The 22,536-nt window shown below is 53.8% G+C and carries 21 protein-coding genes; 7 read left to right on the top strand and 14 right to left on the bottom strand.

Going from position 1 to position 22,536, the window contains the following annotated elements; all coding sequences use genetic code 11:
• Positions 1-11: 11 nt before the first annotated feature.
• Complete coding sequence (locus tag NQH49_RS21275; RefSeq protein WP_256698728.1) at positions 12-1,319, bottom strand: MFS transporter; 1,308 nt, start codon at positions 1,317-1,319, stop codon at positions 12-14.
• A gap of 263 nt (positions 1,320-1,582) precedes the next feature.
• On the opposite strand from NQH49_RS21275, the gene NQH49_RS21280 reads away from it, so the two are divergent.
• Complete coding sequence (locus NQH49_RS21280) at positions 1,583-2,617, top strand: LacI family DNA-binding transcriptional regulator (RefSeq protein WP_256698729.1); 1,035 nt, start codon at positions 1,583-1,585, stop codon at positions 2,615-2,617.
• Here NQH49_RS21280 and NQH49_RS21285 read toward each other — a convergent pair.
• Both NQH49_RS21285 and NQH49_RS21290 read right to left on the bottom strand, forming a co-directional pair.
• The gene (locus tag NQH49_RS21285) at positions 2,614-3,303 is read right to left on the bottom strand and encodes a molybdate ABC transporter substrate-binding protein (RefSeq protein ID WP_256698730.1); all 690 of its coding nucleotides are present in this window, start codon (positions 3,301-3,303) and stop codon (positions 2,614-2,616) included. The two genes, NQH49_RS21280 and NQH49_RS21285, sit on opposite strands and share 4 nt — an antisense overlap.
• Before the next feature lie 2 nt (positions 3,304-3,305).
• A complete protein-coding gene (locus NQH49_RS21290; RefSeq protein WP_256698731.1) occupies positions 3,306-4,553 on the bottom strand; it encodes an alpha-hydroxy acid oxidase in 1,248 nt (415 codons plus the stop codon).
• Between the two features lie 205 nt (positions 4,554-4,758).
• Here NQH49_RS21290 and NQH49_RS21295 point away from each other — a divergent pair, with 205 nt between their 5' ends.
• On the top strand, positions 4,759-5,424 hold the full coding sequence (locus NQH49_RS21295; RefSeq protein ID WP_331482749.1) for an aspartate/glutamate racemase family protein: 666 nt from the start codon (positions 4,759-4,761) through the stop codon (positions 5,422-5,424).
• A complete protein-coding gene (gene otnK / locus NQH49_RS21300) occupies positions 5,418-6,698 on the top strand; it encodes a 3-oxo-tetronate kinase (RefSeq protein ID WP_256698733.1) in 1,281 nt (426 codons plus the stop codon). The genes NQH49_RS21295 and otnK overlap by 7 nt, the downstream gene beginning before the upstream one ends.
• A 39-nt stretch (positions 6,699-6,737) precedes the next feature.
• Here otnK and NQH49_RS21305 read toward each other — a convergent pair whose 3' ends face one another.
• The 4 genes from NQH49_RS21305 to NQH49_RS21320 all read right to left on the bottom strand — a co-directional run bounded on the left by NQH49_RS21305 (position 6,738) and on the right by NQH49_RS21320 (position 11,596).
• On the bottom strand, positions 6,738-7,958 hold the full coding sequence (locus tag NQH49_RS21305) for an aromatic amino acid transporter (protein ID WP_256698734.1): 1,221 nt from the start codon (positions 7,956-7,958) through the stop codon (positions 6,738-6,740).
• A gap of 227 nt (positions 7,959-8,185) precedes the next feature.
• Positions 8,186-9,196, bottom strand: a complete 1,011-nt coding sequence (locus NQH49_RS21310) for a bifunctional inositol 2-dehydrogenase/D-chiro-inositol 1-dehydrogenase (protein ID WP_256698735.1) — start codon at positions 9,194-9,196, stop codon at positions 8,186-8,188.
• A gap of 10 nt (positions 9,197-9,206) precedes the next feature.
• Entirely contained in the window at positions 9,207-10,028 is an 822-nt protein-coding gene (locus tag NQH49_RS21315) for a TIM barrel protein (protein WP_256698736.1), read from the bottom strand.
• Positions 10,029-10,159: 131 nt separating this feature from the next.
• On the bottom strand, positions 10,160-11,596 hold the full coding sequence (locus tag NQH49_RS21320) for a sugar porter family MFS transporter (RefSeq protein ID WP_256698737.1): 1,437 nt from the start codon (positions 11,594-11,596) through the stop codon (positions 10,160-10,162).
• A gap of 211 nt (positions 11,597-11,807) precedes the next feature.
• On the opposite strand from NQH49_RS21320, the gene NQH49_RS21325 reads away from it, so the two are divergent.
• A complete protein-coding gene (locus tag NQH49_RS21325) occupies positions 11,808-12,047 on the top strand; it encodes an alpha-hydroxy-acid oxidizing protein (RefSeq protein ID WP_256698738.1) in 240 nt (79 codons plus the stop codon).
• A 31-nt stretch (positions 12,048-12,078) separates the two neighbouring features.
• Here the strand turns inward: NQH49_RS21325 and arnF are convergent, their stop codons facing one another.
• Genes arnF through arnB form a run of 7 tightly spaced genes read right to left on the bottom strand, consistent with a single transcriptional unit; the run spans position 12,079 to position 19,419 of the window.
• Positions 12,079-12,444, bottom strand: a complete 366-nt coding sequence (gene arnF / locus NQH49_RS21330) for a 4-amino-4-deoxy-L-arabinose-phosphoundecaprenol flippase subunit ArnF (protein ID WP_256698739.1) — start codon at positions 12,442-12,444, stop codon at positions 12,079-12,081.
• Positions 12,441-12,761: a 4-amino-4-deoxy-L-arabinose-phosphoundecaprenol flippase subunit ArnE gene (arnE, locus tag NQH49_RS21335; protein ID WP_256698740.1), complete on the bottom strand. Its 321-nt coding sequence runs from the start codon at positions 12,759-12,761 to the stop codon at positions 12,441-12,443. The genes arnF and arnE overlap by 4 nt, the downstream gene beginning before the upstream one ends.
• The gene (arnT, locus tag NQH49_RS21340) at positions 12,758-14,419 is read right to left on the bottom strand and encodes a lipid IV(A) 4-amino-4-deoxy-L-arabinosyltransferase (RefSeq protein WP_256698741.1); all 1,662 of its coding nucleotides are present in this window, start codon (positions 14,417-14,419) and stop codon (positions 12,758-12,760) included. Before arnT ends, arnE begins: the two co-directional genes overlap by 4 nt.
• A gap of 18 nt (positions 14,420-14,437) precedes the next feature.
• Complete coding sequence (arnD, locus tag NQH49_RS21345; protein ID WP_256698742.1) at positions 14,438-15,322, bottom strand: 4-deoxy-4-formamido-L-arabinose-phosphoundecaprenol deformylase; 885 nt, start codon at positions 15,320-15,322, stop codon at positions 14,438-14,440.
• Positions 15,319-17,298, bottom strand: a complete 1,980-nt coding sequence (arnA, locus tag NQH49_RS21350) for a bifunctional UDP-4-amino-4-deoxy-L-arabinose formyltransferase/UDP-glucuronic acid oxidase ArnA (RefSeq protein ID WP_256698743.1) — start codon at positions 17,296-17,298, stop codon at positions 15,319-15,321. The genes arnD and arnA overlap by 4 nt, the downstream gene beginning before the upstream one ends.
• On the bottom strand, positions 17,295-18,281 hold the full coding sequence (gene arnC, locus NQH49_RS21355) for an undecaprenyl-phosphate 4-deoxy-4-formamido-L-arabinose transferase (protein WP_256698744.1): 987 nt from the start codon (positions 18,279-18,281) through the stop codon (positions 17,295-17,297). Before arnC ends, arnA begins: the two co-directional genes overlap by 4 nt.
• Position 18,282: 1 nt before the next feature.
• Complete coding sequence (arnB, locus tag NQH49_RS21360; RefSeq protein WP_256698745.1) at positions 18,283-19,419, bottom strand: UDP-4-amino-4-deoxy-L-arabinose aminotransferase; 1,137 nt, start codon at positions 19,417-19,419, stop codon at positions 18,283-18,285.
• Positions 19,420-19,821: 402 nt separating this feature from the next.
• On the opposite strand from arnB, the gene NQH49_RS21365 reads away from it, so the two are divergent.
• The 3 genes from NQH49_RS21365 (at position 19,822) to NQH49_RS21375 (ending at position 22,529) form a co-directional block, all read left to right on the top strand.
• Positions 19,822-20,031: a hypothetical protein gene (locus NQH49_RS21365; RefSeq protein ID WP_256698746.1), complete on the top strand. Its 210-nt coding sequence runs from the start codon at positions 19,822-19,824 to the stop codon at positions 20,029-20,031.
• Between the two features lie 138 nt (positions 20,032-20,169).
• Entirely contained in the window at positions 20,170-20,937 is a 768-nt protein-coding gene (locus tag NQH49_RS21370) for a prepilin peptidase (protein WP_256698747.1), read from the top strand.
• 206 nt (positions 20,938-21,143) lie between these two features.
• On the top strand, positions 21,144-22,529 hold the full coding sequence (locus NQH49_RS21375; RefSeq protein WP_036649212.1) for a diaminobutyrate--2-oxoglutarate transaminase: 1,386 nt from the start codon (positions 21,144-21,146) through the stop codon (positions 22,527-22,529).
• Positions 22,530-22,536 lie beyond the last annotated feature (7 nt).

A 22,536-nucleotide genomic window follows, 5' to 3' on the forward strand; every position in this document is an offset into this window, starting at 1 on the left:
TGTTTCTCCTCTTATTGATTGGCGGTAGCAATGACGTTGGCATCCGGTTTAGAGCTGATCGGTAATGGTTCCAGTTTGCCGAGCACAAACATAAAGGTCAGCGCACCCAGCACACAGATTCCGCCCGCCACCAACAATGGCACCACAAATGAACCGTGACTGAGGCTCAGCATCAGGCCAGTGAAGGAGGCCGTAACTATCCCTGCCAGGTTACCCGCAAAATTCTGGATGCCGCCTAGCGTGGCTACGTAATTACTGGCAGGCGCAACGTCGGCTGGCAGCGTCCAGATGTTGGCGGCGGTGAAGGCTAAACCGGCGTAAGTGATGGAGAATAAGGTGAGGATCACCGTAATGCTGTCGGTGAATGCGGCGAAAGCAATCACGCTGGAGAGCAACATCCCGCTGATAAGACAGGTTTTACGCGCAGCGGTCAGGCTAAATCCTTTGCGGTAAAGGGTATCTGACACAATCCCGCCGAGCAGACTTCCCGGAATCCCCATCAGTGCAGGGATCGCGCCGAGCGTCCCCAGCTCTTTCAATGAAAAACCATGCGCCACCGTCAGATAAGTTGGGAACCAGGTCACAAAGAAATAGGTGGCGAAGTTCATGCAGAAGAAGCCAATCATCATTCCCCACACGTTGCGATGACGGAAGAGTGACCACAATTCAACTTTTGCGTCGGCCTGCGTAGTGGGCAGAGCACGATCTTCCAGCAGATTTTTACGCTCAGTTTCATCGAGACCTTTCATCTCTTCAGGCTCACGATAGAAGACTAACCAGATCACCACCCAAATCAGTCCTAACGCGCCAGTCACGATGAAGGATGTTTCCCAATCCCATACGCTGATTAACCATGCAACCAGCGGCAGCGCCAGCGCGCTGCCGGCACGTGGACCGGCATCAAAGATCCCGCTTGCCGTTGCACGCTGTTTTTTCGGGAACCAGCTGTAAACCACTTTTACACAGCCCGGATTTCCCCCCGCCTCACCCAACCCTAATGCTAAGCGTGCCGCAAAAAGAGAAGTGAATCCTTTACCAAACGAAGTAAACACCGTAAACAACGACCACCAGCCAACGGCGATGGCCAGCCCGGCACGTGCACCGAGACGATCGAGTAAGCGTCCAGCCGGAATTTGCATCAGCGCATACGTCCAGAAGAAGGCGCCCAGAATCAGCCCCATGCTGGTGTCATCAAGGCCTAAATCTGCTTTGATGTGCGGTGCGGCGATTGCGAGGTTGATACGATCGATGTAATTGATTGCGATGGCGAAAAAGCAGAACACGATCATCAGCCAGCGAATTCGTGGATATCTGCGCATGGTGAATTCCTTTATGATTTATATAGGGTTAACACAGGTTCTGCGGCCTTAGGGCGGCTGCAGTCAGCGTTGTGGTTAAATTTGGGGGTGACAGTTCATGATCGTGTTAAAAAACGTGAGCAGGCACACCCAACCTGATAACATGATGTCAAAAGTAAGCGATTACAAAATTCAGTCAAGCCAAAAGTAAGCGCTTTCAAAATTACCTGTGAGGTGTCTGCAATTTTTGTGGACAAGCTCACTCTTTCTGCAGGAGTGACTTGATGAGTGATAAGCAAAATGGATCTGGCCGCGTATCACTGGATGATGTTGCGCGTCTCTCTGGCGTTTCAACGGCGACGGTTTCACGCGTATTAAACGGCAGCACCACGGTCAAAGCGTCACGCCGTGAAGCGGTGGAAAAGGCCTGTGAGGAATTGGGATATGTGATTAACCGCGCCGCGCGCACCCTCGCCTCACGCCGCAGCATGACGATTGGCGCGGTAGTACCCACGCTGGCGACGGAAACCTTTTCGCGCCCGCTGGCGGCTTTTCAGCAACTGATTCATGAAGCCGGCTATACGCTGCTATTGGCTAACTCCAACTTCGATCCGGAAACCGAGCTGAAAGAAGTTAATAAGCTGATTGAGTACGGTATCGATGGTTTGATGCTGGTGGGCAATACCCATCATCCAAAGCTGTGGGAGCGCATTATTCAGCAGAATATCGCCTGCGTGCAGACCTTTTCGCAAGACAGCGAAAGACCCTGTGTCGGTTATGACAGCGAGGGTGCGGCTGAAACCCTGGCGCAGCATTTGCTGGGATTAGGGCATCAGCGCTTTGCGGTGATTGTTGGCACGCCACCTTCCAACGATCGTATTTCAGAACGCCTGAACGGTACGCGCCGCGCCCTGCAGCAGTATGGATTGACGCTGCCGGATACGCATTTAATTGATAACGCCTTCACCATGAATGATGCGCGCAGAGCGGTGTTTCGTCTACTCGATGCGCCGCAGCCGCCCACCGCCATCATCTGCGGTAACGATCTGCTGGCGTTTGGTGCTATGCGCGCGGCGAGCGAGCGTTATCTGCGCATTCCAAATGATATCTCCATCGTTGGCTTCAACGACTATGAATACGCCGAGCATCTTGAGCATCCGCTGACCACCATGCGCGTGGATTTAGCGTCGATTGGTGAACACGCCGCGCACTATTTGTTGAACTCGCTGAATAACTTACCCGCACCAATGCAGACGCAGATAAGTACCGAGTTGATTGTCCGGGGCAGCAGCGGCTCGGTGCCCCGTCAGGAACGCTAATCGCGTCTATCCATGCCGAAACGGTTGAACACGTCCGTGACTGACGGCGTTTTCAGCCAGCTCAGAAATGCTTGCGCCCGTTCAGGTTGTTGGGCGCGGCTTAACACCGCAGCCGAAAGCGAAATCGCCTGCTGCGTACCCGCTGGCAGCGGTCCAACAACATCAATGCCCTCCACCATCAGCAGTTCGCTGATCTGCTGTACTGCCAGGTCAGCGTTGCCCTGCACCAGTTGCTCGGCGGTAAAACCAGCAGGAATCACCGTGCCACGCGCGCGCAGTTCCGTATCAATGTTGAGTTGTTTCAACAATTGTGAAAACCAGACACCGCTGGCTCCGGCTTCTGACCAGGCCACCGAACGCGCAGCTAACAAAGTCTGAATCAACGTTTCGCGATTGCTGATATCGGGCTGTGCAGCGCCCGCCCGCACGGCAATACCGATGGGAGAATCAACCAGTTCGATACGCGTGCCCGCATCCGCCAAACCCGATTGTGTCAGGCGGTCCAGCGTCTCAACCGTAGCGATCACCACATCCGCACCGGCGCCAGCGTTGAGCTCTTTTTCGATGAGGGTGCTGGGATGCCAGCGTATCGCCAGCGGTGCATCAGGATGTTGCGACTGCCATTGGGCAACCAGCGTGTTAAACGGCGCGCTCAGTGCAAGCGCGCTATAAATCGTTAACGCCATGATTAATCCTCGCGTGCGAAAAAGGGAGCGCGACGCAGCAGCGCAGCATTAAGTTGCTCAGGCCGCGTCACGCCGATCAGTGCTAAATCGCGATCGATTTCATCCCGCAGGATATGCATGGCATGTTCAACGCCCGCCTGAGCGCCAATCACCGCGCCATACAGGAATGGACGACCAAGAAACACGAAGTCCGCGCCCAGCGCCATCGCTTTCATCACATCGGTGCCGCGACGGATGCCGCTATCAATAATTACCTTCATATTGCCCTTCGCCGCCGCAATTTCAGCGAGTGTATGCAGCGGCGGCACCGTGTAGTCCAGCTGACGGCCGCCGTGGTTGGAGAGAATCACCGCATCGGCGCCAAGATCACGCGCGATGAAGGCATCATCCGGCGACATCAGCCCTTTAATCACCAGATTGCCTTTCCATTTTTTACGGATCGCTTCAACGTGCTTCCAGCTCAGTTTGTCGCGTGCATTGGTGTTACGTACTTTGCTCGACATCATCGGCGGGCCGCGTTCAGCATCGGTATTTTCGAAGTGTGGCGCACCATGACGCAGAAAGGTTTGCGCCACCGTGCCCAATAGCCAGCGCGGACTCATGGCGCTTTGCCACATCACTTTCGGCGTGATTTTTATCGGCATGCTGAAGCCACTGCGGGTGTTATGTTCCCGATTACCCAGCATCGGTGTATCACCGGTCACCACCAGCGTTTTATAACCGGCGTGTTCAACGCGGTCGACCAGGCGATCGATACGCGGTTGGTCGCCCGCCAGATAGGCCTGAAACCAGGCGTCAGGATTAGCGGCGATCACCTCTTCTAACGAAATCAGCGACGAGGCGCTGAGGATCATTGGCACATTCATTGCGCGTGCAGCCTTCGCCAGCATTAAGTCAGCCCGGTAACTGACAAACGACGCGCCGCCAAGCGGAGCAACACCGAATGGATGCGCCCAATCATGGCCCAATAAATTCACACGCTGATCCCGGCCAGAAACATCGCGGAACATACGCGGCACAAAGACATATTGCTGATAAGCCTCATGCGCGGCAGCAAGTCCTCTGCCGGTTTCCACGCCGCCTTTTACATACTGATAAATCATATTCGGCAATCGCTTACGCGCATGGCGTTCAAAATCATCTAACGCCAGCAAGTCACGAAAATGGCGTGGCACCGTATTCGCAGGGCGCACCTGCGCTTCGGGTGTCACGTTAACGTTAATAGCGGTGGTTTCTCCACGAATGGTCATAGTGCGTTCTCAGAGTTAGCTAAAAGTAAGCGATTTCAAATTAGGCATTCAGACGAATGCATTCACTTACATCCTGACAGATGCGCAGTTTTTTTATGTGACGGGCATCACCATATGAAGACAAATGTAAGCCCTTACATTTTCATTCTAACTCAGATATGGTGTGCTGTAATTCACTTGTGTATCGCTGGTGTCGGAGAAAATGATGAGCCAACGCATAGTTTTACTGCATGCCACGCCGGTGGCGATGTCTCCTATTCAGGACGCTTTTAACGATCTTTGGCCAGAGGCTGAAGTGGTGAATTTGCTGGATGATGGTTTGACTGTGGATCGCGCAAAAGAAGAACAGCTTTCCCGGCAGTTGATTGATCGCTTCGTTGCTTTTGGCCGCTACGGTTACGCGATGAATGCGCAAGGTATTCTGGTGACCTGCTCAGCCTTTGGCCCAGCGATTGATGAACTCTCTGCGGCTTTGCCGGTGCCGGTGCTTAAACCGAATGAAGCGATGTTCGAGGCTGCACTGCAGCAAGGCGAACGCATCGGCATGCTGGCGACCTTTGGTCCGTCATTAGTGACGATGTGCGATGAGTTTTATCACTATGCCGAACAAATTGGTTCATCCGCGACGCTGGAAACCGTGCTGGTTCCGGATGCCATCGACCTGCTGCGTAAAGGTGATGTCGCCAGCCACAATCGTCTGGTCGCAGAGTGCGCACCGCAGTTAAGTCACTGCGATGTGATTATGCTGGCGCACTTCTCTACCTCGCGCGCCGCCGATGCCGTGCGTGAGAAAGTCTCGATTCCGGTTTTAACGGCACCGCATGCAGCGGTGAAAAAAATGCAGTCCGCGATTGGAGGATCATCATGCTGATTGGGGTCATCGCCGATGATTTTACCGGTGCCAGCGATATTGCCGTCACGCTGTCGAAAGGATTGGTGGGCGAAGGCGGTTTGCGCACGACCCAGTATCTTGGCGTACCGCATCAATCTGCAGACAAACAGGTGCAAGCTGGCGTTATTGCCTTGAAATCGCGCTCTCTGCCCGCAGAGGAAGCTGTTCAACAATCGCTGGCTGCCTGTGAATGGCTATTGCAGCAAGGCTGTACGCAGATCGTATTTAAATATTGCTCGACCTTTGACTCGACCGACTCTGGCAACATTGGTCCTGTACTCGACGCGCTGGCTCAGCGATTAGCGGCGCGCAATGTGATTGTCTGCCCGGCGTTTCCCGCGATGGGCCGTACGCTTTATCAGGGCAATTTGTTTGTGCACACCCGTCCGCTGAATGAATCTGGCATGGAGCATCATCCTTTGACGCCCATGAAGGATGCGGATATCCGCCGTTTGCTGGCGCGCCAGGCAAAAACGCGCGTCAGCCATATTGGCTGGCAGCAAGTGGTGCAAGGCAGTGAAGCACTGCGCGAGATTCTGCAAGCCCGGACAGATGAGGAACCCCAATTGGTGGTGGTGGATGCCATCAGCGATCACGATTTAACGCTGATCGGCATCGCCGCTGCGGATGAGAAGCTTATCAGTGGTGGATCGGGCATCGCGCTTGCCCTGCCGCACAATTTTATCAGTGCCGGTAAAGCACAAGGTAACAACAGTGAGTTTCCTGCCATTAAAGGTTCCAGCGCCATTTTAGTTGGCAGTTGTTCAGGTGCGACGCGCGGACAAATAGAAGAACACCAAAAACAGCATGCGGTGCTGGCCATTGAGATTGAGGATGTGATGGCGGAACGAATTGATGCTGACGATCTCGTGGATTTTATCCTCACCCAACAGAACCGTTGCCCGCTGATCTATTCCTCAGGCGATCCCGCAACCGTAAAGCAAATGCAGCAGCAGTTTGGCCAGCACAATATCTCACAACGCCTTGATCGGCTGTTTGGTGATACGGCACGCAAGTTGGTGCTTGAAACGGGCATTCAGCGTTTAGTGGTTGGCGGTGGAGAAACCTCGGGCGCGGTGGTCAGCGCGTTGAATTTAGGTTCGCTGCAGGTTGGAAGTGAAATCGATCCTGGCGTGCCCGCCCTGTTTGCTCAAGGCGAGCGACCGCTGGCGCTGGCGCTAAAATCGGGGAATTTTGGTCGGCGCGACTTCTTCTCGCATGCCCTTAACGTGTTAGCCGGTTCTATGCATTAAATCGAAGACAACGTCTGCACGACGTTGTCCTTTTCTCTCTTATCGGCCACCAAATTCCGGCAATACCCCAAACCAGCTCAGCAGCCAGGCCAGTATATTCATCGCGCCAAATACAAACAGTAAAACCACTGCCAGTGAACAGCGTTGCTGAGATTTCCACGCCAGCATGGCCGGGATGATCACCGCCCATAAAGTCGCGAACAGTCCTGCAAAACCAATCGCGGCGACAAAACCACTCGGCCAGCAAATCGAGGCGAGTAACGGCGGCAGGAAAGTCAGGCTGGCGGTTTTCAGACGCGCGCCCGGTGAATTTCCGAATCCCAGACGATCGGCGATGAAATCAAACAGACCAGCGGTGACGCCGAGGAATGAAGCGATCACCGCGAAATGCGAGAAGATCGACATCATCAGCGCCAGCGCATTTACGTGCAGATGATCACGCAACGCTGCCATCAGTGCCGCGATATCACCGCCCTGCTGCACAATCTCGGGAAACGCATCGCGCGGAAGATTTCCCATGGTGCTAGTCAGCCAAAACAGATACAGCGCCAGCGACAGCAAGGTACCCAAGACCAACGCGCGCGTAATATTCTGCTTATTACCGCCGTAATAACTCACCAGACCGGTGATGTTGCCGTGGTAACCAAACGACGCGAGACAAAACGGCAGCACGCCAAGTGCATAAGGCCAGTAATGTTCCCCTGCTGCGGGCCCGCTCAGTAACGACGGCACATTCACCTGCGTCATTAAGCCGCCGAACAGTACGATCAACAGCAGAATTTTCGCCAGCACGCAGAAAGTCATCAAACGGCTGACGCCGGTAGTACCGAGCCACACTACCAAAGCAACGCACAGCGTCAGCACTATTTTGGCTTCTGCGGTAGAGATCGGTAATCCCAACTGACTGATCGATTGCTGATAAACCGGGCCGCTGGCCGAAATGTAGGCGTAGGTGAGAATGCCGAGGACAAATAAGATGCTAAGACCATTGAGCGTCGCCCAGCCACGTCCGAGCAAATCTTTGGTTAAGGTGTCGTAACCCGCGCCAGGCGGATACTTCAAGCTAACACGCATAAACAACAAGCCGGACAGCAACATCCCGCCCCAGCTAATCAGCAACAACACCATCGCCCAGCCAAACCACGCGCCCGCCATCACCACCGGCAACGTAAACATCCCTGCGCCCACTACGGTGCCGCAAATAATCATCGCGCCCCACCATACGGAAGGCTGCCGGCGGGACAATGTCATCTCCGTCATCACTTATTCCCTACAAAACTGCTTAAAAGCGGCGATGATACACGGGAAAACGCTGAGAAGAGAGTGTGATACGAGATAAAACGCGCGCCATAATGCAGGTGCGCATTAATGCGCACCCTACGAAAAAAGCGCCAATCCTTTGTAGGGTCGCCATTTATGGTGACCGAAAGACGTTTACTGACGAGCATTACGCCATCAAAACGCGCGTATATGGAAGGGAAAAGAACTTAGTTATAGAACGTCGGTTTCGCTGGCATGGTGATCGGCACGATGTCACCCGAGTTTTGCGCCGCAACGCAGGCATCAGCCGCGACCGCCGCCGCATAACCATCCCATGCGGATGGCCCGGTCATCTCACCCGCCAACACGTTATTGATGAAGTCCTGCAGCTCCACGTCATAGGCATCGATGAAACGCTTTTTCCAGTCGGTGAGAATACTGGTGGAGAGTTTGGCCGCGCTGCGCGTTTGTACCGACATCGGTTCAGGCAAACGTGCGATACCGCTTTCGCCCACCACTTCACACTGGATGTCGTAGCCGTAAGCGCAGTTAACGAAGATTTCTACATCGATGCGCACGCCTTTGGCGGTTTCCAGCAGCACGATTTGCGGATCTTTCAGATGCGCAGACGCTTTACTGGTTGAGCGTGGATAGATCACCTGCGCGCTGACGTAGTCATCTTTCAGCAACCAGCGCAGCACATCGAGCTCATGAATCAGCGTGTCGGTGATGGCCATATCGGTGGTGTAGGCATCGCCGACTTCGGGATTGCGGTGCGCGCAGTGCAGCATCAACGGTTCGCCGATCTCACCGTTCTCAATCACCGTTTTCAAGGCGCGATAGCCGCTGTCGTAAGGACGCATAAAGCCGACCTGCACCAGCTTTTTACCGGCGGCGATTTCCGCTTCAACGATGTTCATGCAACCCTGCGCGGTAACCGCCAGCGGTTTTTCACAGAACACCGCTTTGCCCGCTTTGATTGCCGCCAGCACGAACTCTTCATGAGTTGGGCCCCACGAGGTGACCAGAATCGCCTGCACTTCTGGCGCGTTAATCAGGTCATGCGCGTTGTCATAAATCTCCGCCTGGATTCCCAGATCTTGAATGATCTGTTCGCAGTTACTGCGGTTAATGTCATTCAGCGCCACTACGCGCGAATGTTGCAGCACCTGGCTACAACGACGGATGTGTTCGCGACCAATCGCGCCCGTGCCAATTACACCAATATTGAGCGTCATAGCGTGTTCCTTAGTTATTCAGGTAAGCAATGCTGGATTGGATTTCCTGAGCAATCTGTTCTTCGCTCCAGCCATCCATTACGGAAGAAAACGGTTCAAAGGCGTAGATGCCGCGATAGCCCATCTCTTCCAGACGCTGCACTTGCTGTTTCGATTTCAGCAGATCGTCGGCGCTGAGCATGATGCGCTCTTCGTCAGTTAGCTGATGCGTTGGGCGCGCATCGGTGACGCCAGAAAGATGCACCAGTCCGATATTGTTGACGTCGACGCCGCCGGCAAAGTCTTGCTCAGCGCCTTCGTACAAGTGGTGGTGAAAAGTATCGAGTACGATTTTGAACGGCGCGCCCGCTTGCTTGATCAGCTGTTGTGCCAGTGCGGCAGAACGCAGCGAGCTTTGTGGAAATCCGAGCGGCTCAACCAGACCGGCGATGCCATATTCAGCGAACAGCGGTGCCAGTGTTTTTAACGCATCCACGGTTTGCTGCTGGGAAATAACCGTGCCGTCATTCAGTGGGCAGAGTACTAACGCTTTGGCACCGGTTTCACGCGCAGCGTTTAATAAAGCGCGCGTCTTCTCCAGCACCTCATCAGTTAATTGGTTAAACGGATAAACCGCATTAATCGTTTCGATGGTGAACGCATGTTGTTCAGCCAGCTCACGCACGGCCTCACCGGATAAATGATCAGTTACGCTGCCACTTTTCATATCATTGCGGATTTCGACTTTATTTAACCCTAACTTTTCAACCAGCGAGAAAAAACGATCGAGGCTGAGGTTGGGCGCAATTTTACGATTAACGCACAGTCGGTCATGGCTTATTTTGTAGGTCATGGTGTGTTCTATCCTGAAAGAGTAATAGTATTGACTTTCTGTTATGTTGTGACGCGTTGATATCTTGCGATAGTAAGCGATGTCGTTTTGCTGCTCTGCCAGAACTTTGATTGATTTACATCAACGCAACATCATTTATACAACTCATGGAAGTAGTGCTCGACCTGCTCCAGGCTGCGCCCTTTGGTTTCCGGGATGGTGCGCAACACGAACATCGATCCACCAATACCAATCACCGCAAAGGTTAAGAAGGCTCCGGCGAGGCCAAACGCCGCCAGCAGCAAAGGGAATGCCATCGAAATGGCAAAGTTCGCCATCCACAGCGCAAACACCGCGCCGCCCATACAAATGCCGCGCATACGCGCCGGAAAGATCTCAGAAAGTAATAGCCAGGTAACCGGCGACAGCGCGCCTTGCTGGAAGCACAGGAACATCAACATCCCCGCCAGCACCAGATAGGCGCGCAGCAGATTGACGTCACCCGCAGAATGATATTCCGGCATCAAGAAGCACACCGCCGCGATAAAGAACAGACACGCGGTGCAGCCCATCTGTCCCACCAACACCAGCGGACGACGACCGATTTTGCCGATCATCCAGATACCGACCAGCGTCATCAGCACTGAAATCACGCCGTTAGCGATGGTGGCAAACAGCGCGGCATCGTTGCTCAAGCCGGTTGCCGTCAGCATGGTCGGCGCGTAATACATAATGGTGTTGACGCCGGTGAGTTGCTGAATTGCCGCAATGCCGATGCCTAGCAGGAACACTTTGCGCAGCCACGGCGTGCGCAGATCGCGCAGGCGGCCTTTGCCCTGTTGCCGGTTCTCTTCAATGGTTTCTTCGATCTCTTCCAGCTCCCAATCGACGTCATCCGCCGCGCGGGTTTTCTCCAGCACTTTGCGCGCTTCGTTGTTGTTACCGCGCATCACGTGCCAGCGCGGGCTTTCTGGCATAAAGATCATGCCAAACCACAGCAAAACGGCGGGCACCGTCGAGATGGCGATCATCCAGCGCCAGGTGTGCTCCCCGCCCCAGATTTCGTTGAAAGTGGCGTTGGACACGTACGCCAGCAGCTGACCCGAAACAATCATCAGCTCCTGCAAAGTGACCAGTTGGCCGCGCTTGTTGGCCGGCGCGATTTCCGCGATATACACCGGCACCGTGGCCGCCGCGCCACCCACGGCAATCCCCAGGAACAGACGTGAAGCGATCATGGAGATGACATCCGGCGCAAATGCCGAACCGATGGCGCCAAGGGCAAAAATAAAGGCGAGGGAAATAATGATTTTGCGACGCCCCAGCGCGTCGGCGAAGTGACCGGCGAGCAGCGCGCCAAAAGCGGCACCAAACAGCAGTGAACTGGTGACTAATCCGGTGGTAAATGGCGTGAGATGTAAATCGTCACGCATAAACAGCAAAGCGCCCGATACCACGCCAGTATCGTAGCCAAACAGTAATCCACCAAGCGTGGCGACCAGCGCAATTATTTTAACAAAGGGCTCGGTGCGTGTGGTGCTATTCGGGCCGGAAGCCGTGTTGGTGGATATATAAAGTTCTCTTTCCATAATACCTCCTGGTAAAAAAATAAATAAGGAAATAAGGCAGAACAAAACAGAAGGCTCACGCTAAAGGTATTTTTATTTCATGTTAATTTTTATTTGGAATTTGCTTTCCGAAATGTGAGTTCAAGCATTTTGGTGTTTTTATTTTGATGGAATTGCATCAGGAGGATATTTTATTTAGGCAGGATTTATAACGGTAATTTAAAAGGTCGCCATGAATGGCGACCTTCCATATGTGTATTTCGCATTAACATTGCCAAATAAAGCTATCGCACTGGGCGCAAAAGCCTGCTTTATCGGGCGGCCGTTTAATTATGCGTGTGCGGTAGGCGGTTTAGCGGGCGTCAATTTAGCTATCGACTTGATTACCAGCGAGGTTAGCCGCGATTTAGGCATGTTAGGCGCGGCTTCGCTGGCAGATTTAGGGGAGAAGCATTTGCGGTGGGTTGGTTGATGGTCGCCATGAATGGCGACCCCACGGACAATTATCGGCGGCGCGGCAGCGAAACCAGCAGCAAGCCAAACACAATCAGCACCACGCCGGCAAAGCTGCTCCAGCGAAAGGTTTCCCCTAATATGGGCAAGGAAATCGCTGCTAACCAGACCAGCACATAACTCAAACTGAGCAGCGGATAGAGCCGATTGAGTGGCAGATGACGCAGCGCCAGCATCCAGCACAACATCGACAGCGCGTAAGCGCCGAGGCCCATCGCCAACAGCAGCAGCGGTTTGATGTGCTGCATGCTCAGCAGCGCGCTCAAAGGCGGGAATTCGAGCATCGCCATTCGCAAAACCAGCTGCGCCAGCGATACCAGCAATACGCTGCACAGCGCCAGCATTACGCCTTTCATAGATGACTTCCCATCAGCGCCACACCGGCAACAATCGCCAGCGTGCCAATCCACTGCTGTAAGCTGTAGCTTTCGCGCCAGATCAGCCGCGCGGCGATGGCCACCAACACAAAGTTAAGACTCAGCATCGGATATGCCACGCTCACCGGCACCACGCGCAGTACCGCCAGCCACAGCAGCATGCCGATACCCAGCAGCAGGATGCTGAGCGCCAGCCAAAGCATCCCCTTTTTGATGCCGAGATGAGCCGCCTGCTTCTGACACAGCTGGGCGGCGCAACTCAGCACGCTAACCAGTAAAATCAGCAGCAGATTCATGGTGTGGCATTGTAGCCGTAATAAACCAGGCGGCCCTGACGATAGACATCATCCGGTTCCGGCAGGTTTTTATCCGGCGTTTTGTCGCTGGAATTCATCATCAGCACCAATGAAACCTTGCCCTGACGACGATGCACGCGAAGCCAGTCGGCAAAGTTATCCGCATCAATATAGTGTGGCTGCGCATCCGGATAGCTCAGGCCGTATTGCAACTCGCCTTTGGCATCATAGAAATTGATGTCGCTGCGCTGCAGTTCCCAGGCCACCGCCGATGCCACGCCAGGATTGTTGGCCAGCAGATAACGACTCTCCGCCAGCTCATCGTGCACCGCGCCGACAAAACTCTGCGGCTGCTTGGAGTCGCGCACCTTTTGCGGAATGGCAAAGCCGACCAACAACGCCAGCGCCAGCGGACAAAGCGCGGCTAACTGCCAGCGACCGTTCTCCGGTTTGCGGCTCAGCCAGCCCATCACGCCCCATCCGATAAAGGAGAGCGCCGCACAGAACACGCCAACAATCTCTTCGTTGCTGTACACCGGACGATGCGAAATGCCCCACGGCGCTAGCACTACCAGCAACACGATTGCGGCAATCGCACCGAACAGCAGATTGATCCAGCCATTTACTTTTAGCGCTTTCATCACCTGCGGTGAAGCGCTGTGCGCGTAGTGCGCCATCAGCAGCGCCAGCGGCGCGAAGCAAGGCAAAATGTAGGTCGGCAATTTGCCTTTAGCGATGCTAAAAAACAGCAGCGGCAGCAGCACCCAGCTGAGCAAATAGATTGGCCCGGCATGCTGGCTGCGCTGACGCCACGCGCCGAGCAGCGATCCCGGCAGCAGCGCCAGCCACGGCAAACAGCCCGCCAGCAACACTGGAATGTAATACCAGAATGGCGCTTTGTGCTGTGCATCCGACTCGGCGAAACGCTGAATATGCTCGACCCAGAAGAAGTAGTGCCAGAAATCCCCTTCCTGCTGATTAATCGCCAACGCCCACGGCGTGCTGAGCAGCACAGCAACCACAATCGTCAGCGGTCCCCAACGCAGCAGTTCACCGAAGCGACGCTGCCAAATGGCCCACGGCAGAATCGCCAACACCGGCACCGCCAGCGCGAGAAACCCTTTGGTCATAAAGCCCATCGCGCAGGCCGCGCCCAGCAAAACATAGCCACACAAACGTTGCCGCGTGGTGCTAGCCTGCGACGCCAGCCAGTAACTGCACATCGCGGCAACCAGCCACAGCATCAGGATCGGATCGAGTACCGCGTAAGTGCCGACGCCGTACACCAGTAGTGAAGTCAGGAAAATAACGCTGCCAGTCAGCGCGACTTGGCGGCTGGCAAACATCTGCGTGCCGAGCCAGAAGACCAATACTGCGCTTAACGTGGTGCTAAAAATCGATCCAGCGCGCACGCCAAAGTTTGTGTGACCAAACAACCATTGGCCAATGTTATTGACCCAATATCCGGCAATTGGTTTTTCGAAGTAACGGAGATCGAAGAAATGCGGCACCACCCAATTGCCGCTGAACAGCATTTCACGGCTGATTTCAGCGTAACGGGTTTCGTCCGGCTGCCATAAGGCGCGGAACTCAATCGGGATCAGGTAAAAAAGCGCGAAAAGCGCGATGAGTAATGCGGTTTTAGTGCCTGTACGCATCCGTGGTTCCTGTAAATATTAACGCTGGCAGCCTAGCCAGCCTTCGCGTCCGGGAATATGCCCGCGCACGATGTTGCCCTGTGGCAGCGTAGTGAGATCGTCGGGTAACAAGGCGCTGAGTGGACAAAATTCAATGTCCTGCTGCTCCGCACGTTTCAGCAGATCGGCGAACGCCTTAAGTCCGACAATCCCTTCCACTTCGGCATGAATGGTATAGACCGGTGAACCCGTTGCAGCATGGATCTGCTCGAGAATGAAGTCGTTAAAATCTTCCGCGCTTACCGATTGTCCCACCACTTCATCCCAGGTGGGCAAGGTCACCGGAATTTGTACCGTGCCGATACTACCATCACTAAGAATGGGCAGAAATGGCCCAGTACCTCGGCAGTCGCTGTTATAGCTGAAGCCAAACTGCTGCTTGGCGGCCACGACGCGACCGTCTGCCCGCCAACCCGCCACGGCTGAACATGTGACGTTGTCATTAATAATCGCTTCAAGCGCTTGTTTCCCCCGCGCAATCTGCTCAACCAGTTTTTCTTGCGGCCACACGCCCGCCCAGGTCTGCCAGGCAAAGTGATCCCACGCATGCAAGCCGACTTCGTGATGATCGGACGTGGCGCTGATGATCTCCTCCAGACCGCGACCAATTTCCCGTCCCGGCCACGCGGTGCCGGCCAGCAAGATATCCCAGCCGTAAAGAGATGCTGCGCGCGAACGCAGCATTTTCCACAGGAAGCGCGGTTTTAACAGGCGCCACAAGTGGCGCCCCATATTATCCGGTCCAACACTGAAGAAAAAACTGGCCTGCAGCTGATGCAGACTGAATTGCTCCAGTAGCGCCGGCACCCCGAATTGGGTGCCGCGCCAGGTATCTACATCGACGCGCAAACCTACTTTTTTCATGGCTTATCCTGCAGCTCAACGGTGCGCAGGAAGAAGTCCAGCGTGTTATCAATGGTGGTATCCATCTCGACGGTTGGCGTCCAGTCCAGCAGACGACGCGCGTTTTTGATCGACGGCTTGCGGTGTTCCACGTCCTGATAACCTTTACCGTAATAGCTGCTGCTTTCTACCTCACGGAATCCAGCAAATGGCGGGAAGTTGCTGCGCAGCGGATGACGTTCAAAACTCGCCAGCAGACGCTCGGCCAACTCTTTGATGCTGGCTTCGTTATCCGGGTTACCGATATTGACGATCTGACCATCGCAGTTGTTCTGCTTGTTCTCGATGATGCGGAACAGCGCTTCAATACCGTCGCGAATATCGGTGAAGCAACGCTTCTGTGCACCGCCATCGATCAGCTTAATCGGTGAACCTTCCACCAGATTCAAGATCAGTTGCGTAATAGCACGCGAACTGCCGATACGTGCGGCGTTCAGGTTATCGAGGCGCGGTCCCATCCAGTTAAACGGACGGAACAAGGTAAAGCGCAGCCCTTCTTTCTCACCGTAAGCCCAAATCACGCGGTCCAGCAGCTGCTTAGAAACGGAGTAGATCCAGCGCTGTTTATTGATCGGCCCAACAACCAGATTCGAGTGATCTTCATCGAAATGTTTGTCAGTACACATGCCGTACACTTCGGAGGTCGATGGGAAAATGATGCGCTTTTTGTATTTCACGCAGTCACGAATGATTTTGAGGTTCTCTTCAAAATCGAGTTCAAACACACGCAGCGGATTGCGCGTGTACTCAATCGGCGTGGCAATCGCCACCAATGGCAGCACCACATCGCACTTCTTAATGTGATACTCAATCCATTCTGAGTGAATGCTGATGTCGCCTTCGACAAAGTGGAAGCGCGGCTGATCGAGGAAACGGCTGATGGCATCTGAACCGATGTCTAAACCGAATACTTCGAAGTTATCATCCTGCAGCAGACGCTCAGTGAGGTGGTTACCGATAAAGCCGTTCACGCCGAGGATCAGCACGCGCGTACGACGTTTGACCGCTGCCACCGGCTGAGAGTAGAGCAATGCGCCCTTCACCATGCCGAGGTTTTGTGCCAGCTGGCTGCCGTTCATGAAGACGCCGTTATCGCTTTGGCCGGTCATCACTTCCAGCGCACCTTCACCGCAAGCGATGAGGAACGGCTCTACGGACAATACGGTGCCTGGTTTGGCGTGGTGACCAATGTTGTGCACGCGGCTCTTCCACACCACAAATTTCACGGTGCCAGCAAAAGCAAATGCGCCCGGCCAAGGATAAGTTACGGCACGCACCAGATTGTTGACCGTCTGCGCCGGGGCTTCCCATTTAATGCGACCATCTTCCGGTGTGCGACGCCCAACAACTGTGGCTTCACTTTCGTTTTGTGGCGTGGTGACGATATCACCCCGTTTTACCGCCGGTAACGCGCCATTCAGTACTTCGGTGGCGCAGGCCACCAGTTTGCGATGCAGTGTTAATGCGTTGTCCTGCTCGTCAATCGCGACGCGCTGTTGCGCCACAATGTCACCGGCATCGGCGCGTTTCACCATGCGGTGCAAGGTTACGCCGGTTTCGGTTTCGCCATTGACCAGCACCCAATTCAGCGGTGCGCGGCCACGGTATTTAGGCAGCAGCGAACCGTGCAGGTTAAAGGCACCCAGTTTTGCGCAGTTGAGAATGCTGTCGTTCAGCAAAGCACGATAGTAGAAGGAGAAGATGTAATCCGGCGCCATGGTTTTAATGCGATCGACCCACAGCGGATGATTCACATCTTCCGGCGCATAGACCGGAATGCCCTGCTCAGCGGCTAAACGCGCAACGGAGTCAAAAAAGTGGCTCTCAGTTCCTGTGTCTGAGTGGGTAAAAATAGCGCTGATTTCATAGCCAGCGTTCAGAAGTGCAGAAATACCCGCACAGCCCATTTCGGCGTAGGCGAAGACGACAGTTTTCATTGCTCAATTTCCTGTACAGATGAGGCTTTTTGCTGTGGGTGAATCACACGTTGGATGAAGTAGCGCGGTCGGGCGCGTACGTCGTTATAAATGCGGCCGATGTATTCGCCGAGTAATCCCATGCCGATAAACTGCGCACCGACAAAAATAAACAGCACGGCGAACAGCAGGAACACGCCATCGCCGGCCCAGGCGGCGCCGAGGAACAGACGCAGCACAATCAGAATCAGCGAGAAGGCAAACCCGGCCAGCGCAATCAGGCTGCCGACGATACTCAGCAGACGCAGCGGCGTGGTGGTGAGGCAAGTCACCAGGTCATACATCAGGTTAATCAGCCGCATAAAGCTGTATTTTGAATCGCCAAACTCGCGCTCGGCATGCGCCACCGGCAGCTCAATGGTGCGGCGCGCAAAGGTGTTAGCGAGGATGGGAATAAAGGTGCTGCGCTCGTGGCAGTTCAGCATCGCATCAACAATATGGCGGCGATAAGCGCGCAACATGCAGCCGTAGTCGCCCATCGCTTTGCCAGTCACGCGCTGAATCAGGTGATTGATGGTGCGTGAGGCGCGACGACGGAACCAGCTGTCCTGCCGGTTTTGACGCACGGTGCCCACCACGTCATAACCCTGCTGCGCCGCTTTCACCAGGTTCGGGATCTCTTCCGGCGGGTTTTGCAGATCGGCATCCAGCGTGATGATCAAGTCGCCGCTCACGTGGCTAAAGCCCGCCATGATCGCCGAGTGCTGGCCGTAATTACGATTGAGTAATACGCCAACCACATGGCTGCCCGGCATATCCGCAGCGTCAGCAATCATCTCGCCCGAGCGATCGCTGCTGCCGTCATCAACCAGCAGAATCTCGTACTCCAGAGCTAATTCCGCGCAGGCCGCGTCGGTACGACGCACCAACTCCGGCAAGCTCTCCTCTTCGTTGTACACCGGGATCACCACGGAGACTTTACGAATGGCTTTTTCTTCCAACATGTCAAACTCCAGCGATCTGACGCAATGCGCTAATGACGCGCGTGACATCTTCGTCGCGCATATCAGGGAACAACGGGATTGAGCAAATGCGATCGCTATTCCATTCGGTGTGTGGCAGCGAGAGTTGCGGATAGCGTTCGCGGTAATATTTGTGCGTGTGTGCAGCACGGAAATGCAGCCCGGTGCCGATATCCTGCGCTTTAAGTGTTTCCATTAATGCATCGCGGGTAATGCCGCATTGCGCTTCATCGACACGAATAATGAACAGATGCCACGCATGCTGATGCGCCCATTCTGGCTGCGTCAGCGGCAGAAACGGCGTATCTGCCAGTTCGGTGAGATAACGTTGCGCAATCGCCGCGCGGCGCTCATTGATGACGGGCAGCTTTTTCAATTGCACCAAGGCAATGGCGGCGCTGATATCCGGCAAGTTGTATTTGAAGCCCGGCATGATCACTTCCGCCTGCGGCTTGCGGCCATGCGTGTGACGATCGTAAGCATCGACACCGAGGCCGTGGAATTTTAGGCTGCGCATGCGGTCGGCCAATGCCGCATCATCGGTCACAATCAAGCCACCTTCGGCGCAGGTCATGTTTTTGATGGCGTGGAAGGAGAAGATTGCCGTGCCCTGTTGGCCGACGTGCTTACCTTTGTAGTAACAGCCGGCAGCGTGCGCGGCATCCTCAATCACCGGAATGCCGTGGCGCTCACCGATGGCGCGGATGGCATCCAGATCGGCCGGTGCACCTGCGTAATGCACCGGAATGATGGCGCGCGTGCGCGGTGTAATTGCTACTTCAATCTGCTCTGGCGCCACCATTAAGGTGTCGCGATCGATATCGATCATCACCGGCGTCGCACCGAGCAGCGTGATGATATTAATGGTGGAAACCCAGGTCAGAGACGGCGTGATCACTTCATCGCCGGGCTGAATATTCAGCGCCAGCAGCGTGACATGCATCCCTGCCGTGGCGGAACTGACGGCAATCGCATGCTGATTACCGGTGAGCTGGCAAAAAGCCTCTTCCAGTTCAGCATTCTTTGGACCCGTCGTAATCCAGCCTGATTCAAATACTGCTTTTACCGCAGCCAACTCTTCCTCGCCCAATGATGGGCGCGAAAATGGAAGGAAATTCATAAATTTACCTTAACTTTTAACGCCTTGAGTTTCCTGCATCAGGACCATGTAAAAATGTGCAATCGATTGATACCACAACAACATTAAGTAACTTGCTGTTTAAACGTAGGTTAAACCGTACAAACTTGACAGCACAAACTGTTAACTTCTCTGGGCGCTTTAAAAAAACATAAGTAGGGCTTTTTTATCGCCTGAGGAAACAACATACGGAGGAATACTTAACTCAACATTAAATGGTGCGATAACCAGTCGGCTTTTTTAATAAATGTTGAAGTTTGGTAGAAGAAAGTAGGCATGAAAAAGGTGTGGATTATTAACTATACTCTTCTTAAGGTTATATTAAGGTTCGGACCCGAGACTGTGTCCGGTTTTGGCTAAAAAACGCTAAGTGGAGGAGTGGCAATGAGAACCGATAATGACCGACTGTCGCAGGCTGCTTTGCGCCGTCATCACATTGGGATTAAAACCAAAGGGCTGCGCTATCGTGGCGATCTCTATGTGTTTCGATTTAATGCCGGGCAATATGATGTCTACCTCAATAATGAACACGTAATGTCACTGGCGACCAGCAATGTGCAGGAAGCGATTCAGATGTTTAAGCAGCAGTCTTAATTCCCAATCTCGTTAATTCTGGATCCCGCTCTGCACTTTTGATGTAACTCGCTGTAATACCCTTTTTCTTCTCGCACCGATATTCGCTTCGGCATATTGTCGCGCCATGACAAACCAGGAAGGTGCGAGGTATCGGCAATGGCATGCTTGTATTGGTTAAGTGGTGGATTATTTGGCTTGATGATGGGCAGTTTCATCAATGTAGTGATATATCGATTGCCGATACAATTATTGCATCCACAATCTTCCCTTAATCTGTTCTCTCCCTCTTCTCACTGCCCACGATGTAAAAAAAGAGTGCTTTGGCGTGACAATATTCCCGTCCTGAGTTGGCTGTTGCTACGCGGTAAATGTCGCTATTGCCAATGCTCCATCAGCGTACGTTATCCACAGGTTGAGATAATTTCTGCACTTTTCACCTTGCTGCTGATGTGGCTTATACCGGTAAATCTGCATTTGTTGGGTGCGCTCATTTTGTTCTGGGCGTTAACAGCACTAACTTTTATCGACCTCGACCATTTCCTTTTACCCGACGCGATCACATTGCCATTACTGTGGACTGGGCTGTTTTTCAAAGCGATGGAGTGGCTGCCCGGTTCGCTGCATGAAGCGGTCTTCGGTGCAATGGCGGGATACAGCTTATTGTGGACACTATCTTTTTTATATCAATGGATTAAAGGAATTGAGGCGCTTGGGATGGGGGATGCAAAACTGCTGGCGGCGATGGGTGCCTGGCTGGGCTGGCCTCTTATACCTTCAGTGCTTTTGCTGGCTTCAGGCGGTGCTATTTTATGTGTATTGATTTCCAAAATTGGCTGGCAGCGAGATATCAATCAGGCCATTGCCTTTGGTCCATGGATCGCCTTAGCGGCTATAAGTCTCTTTATTCATTCGATTATTTTTTAACCACCTCATCTACGGTGCGAATTTAAGCGGCCAATTTCTGGCCAACGCCCTGATTCATATATGGAAAGAGTAAACAAATCTAAACAAAATTAATCATTGTGATGTAGGTCAAAAGGCTCTATATTGGCCGCGTTTTTTCACAGCTGTTACTTTTTTGTTCAATTAGTCAATTGGCGAGCCTCACGTGCCCCGGTTGAAGGAGAGATATGATGACGGATAAAGTCCGTATTGATAGTTTTGGTGCCAATGCATTCAATGGAAACAACGACGCATTCTTAGCCCGTCAGGCCGAGTTTGAATCTAACGTCAGGAGTTACCCGCGCAAACTGCCTTTAGCCATCGCTAAAGCCCATGGCGTGTGGATCACAGATGTTGAGAATAAACAATATCTTGACTGTCTGGCTGGCGCAGGGACGCTGGCACTGGGTCACAACCATCCTGATGTTCTCCAGAGCATACAAAATGTCATTACCAGCGGCTTGCCGTTACATACTCTTGATCTGACTACACCACTGAAAGATCAATTCTCTGAGTCTTTACTCTCGCTGCTGCCAGGCCAGGGTAAAGATTATTGTCTGCAGTTCACCGGCCCTTCAGGTGCGGATGCAGTAGAAGCCGCGCTGAAGCTGGCGAAGAAAGCCACTGGCCGTAGCGGCGTGATCAGCTTCTCTGGCGGTTACCACGGTATGACGCACGGCGCGCTGTCCGTTACCGGCAACCTGGCACCGAAAGAAGCGGTTGATGGCATGATGCCAGAAGTGCAGTTCATGCCTTATCCTCATCAGTATCGTTGCCCGCTGGGTATCGGTGGTGAAGCTGGCGTGAAAGCGTTGACCTACTACTTCGACAACCTGATCAACGACGTGGAAAGCGGCGTGCGTAAGCCAGCTGCAGTCATCCTCGAAGCGGTTCAGGGCGAAGGCGGCGTAAACCCAGCTCCGGCTGAGTGGCTGCAGCGCATCCGTAAAGTGACCCAGGAACACGGCATTCTGCTGATCCTCGACGAAGTTCAGGCTGGCTTTGCCCGTACCGGTAAATTCTTCGCCTTCGAACACGCAGGTATCGAGCCAGACATCATCGTGATGTCTAAAGCGGTGGGCGGCGGTCTGCCACTGGCCGTGCTGGGCATCAAAAAGCAGTTCGACGTTTGGTCACCGGGTCATCACACCGGTACCTTCCGTGGCAACCAATTGGCGATGGCGACCGGCCTGACCACGCTGAAAATCCTCAAAGAGCAGGATATCGCGGGCAAAGTTGCCGCACAGGGTGAATGGCTGAAACAGCAGCTGGCTGCGATGCAGAAACGCTTCCCGGTCATTGGTCACATTCGTGGTCTCGGCATGATGATCGGTATTGAGATCGTTAAACCGAACGAAGCGGCCGATCACATGGGTAGCTTCCCGGCTGACGGCGAGCTCTCTGCGCTGCTGCAGAAGAAGTGCTTCGAAGCAGGTCTGATTCTGGAACGCGGTGGCCGCCATGGCGCAGTTCTGCGTCTGCTGCCTTCACTGCTGATCACCAACGATGAGCTGGCGATTTTCCTGGATAAATTTGAGCAGGCGCTGATTGGCGCTGGCGTCAAACCTGTTTGATTGGAAG

It is taken from the genome of Pantoea trifolii (assembly GCF_024506435.1).
In the GTDB taxonomy this organism is placed as follows: Bacteria; Pseudomonadota; Gammaproteobacteria; order Enterobacterales; family Enterobacteriaceae; genus Pantoea; species Pantoea trifolii.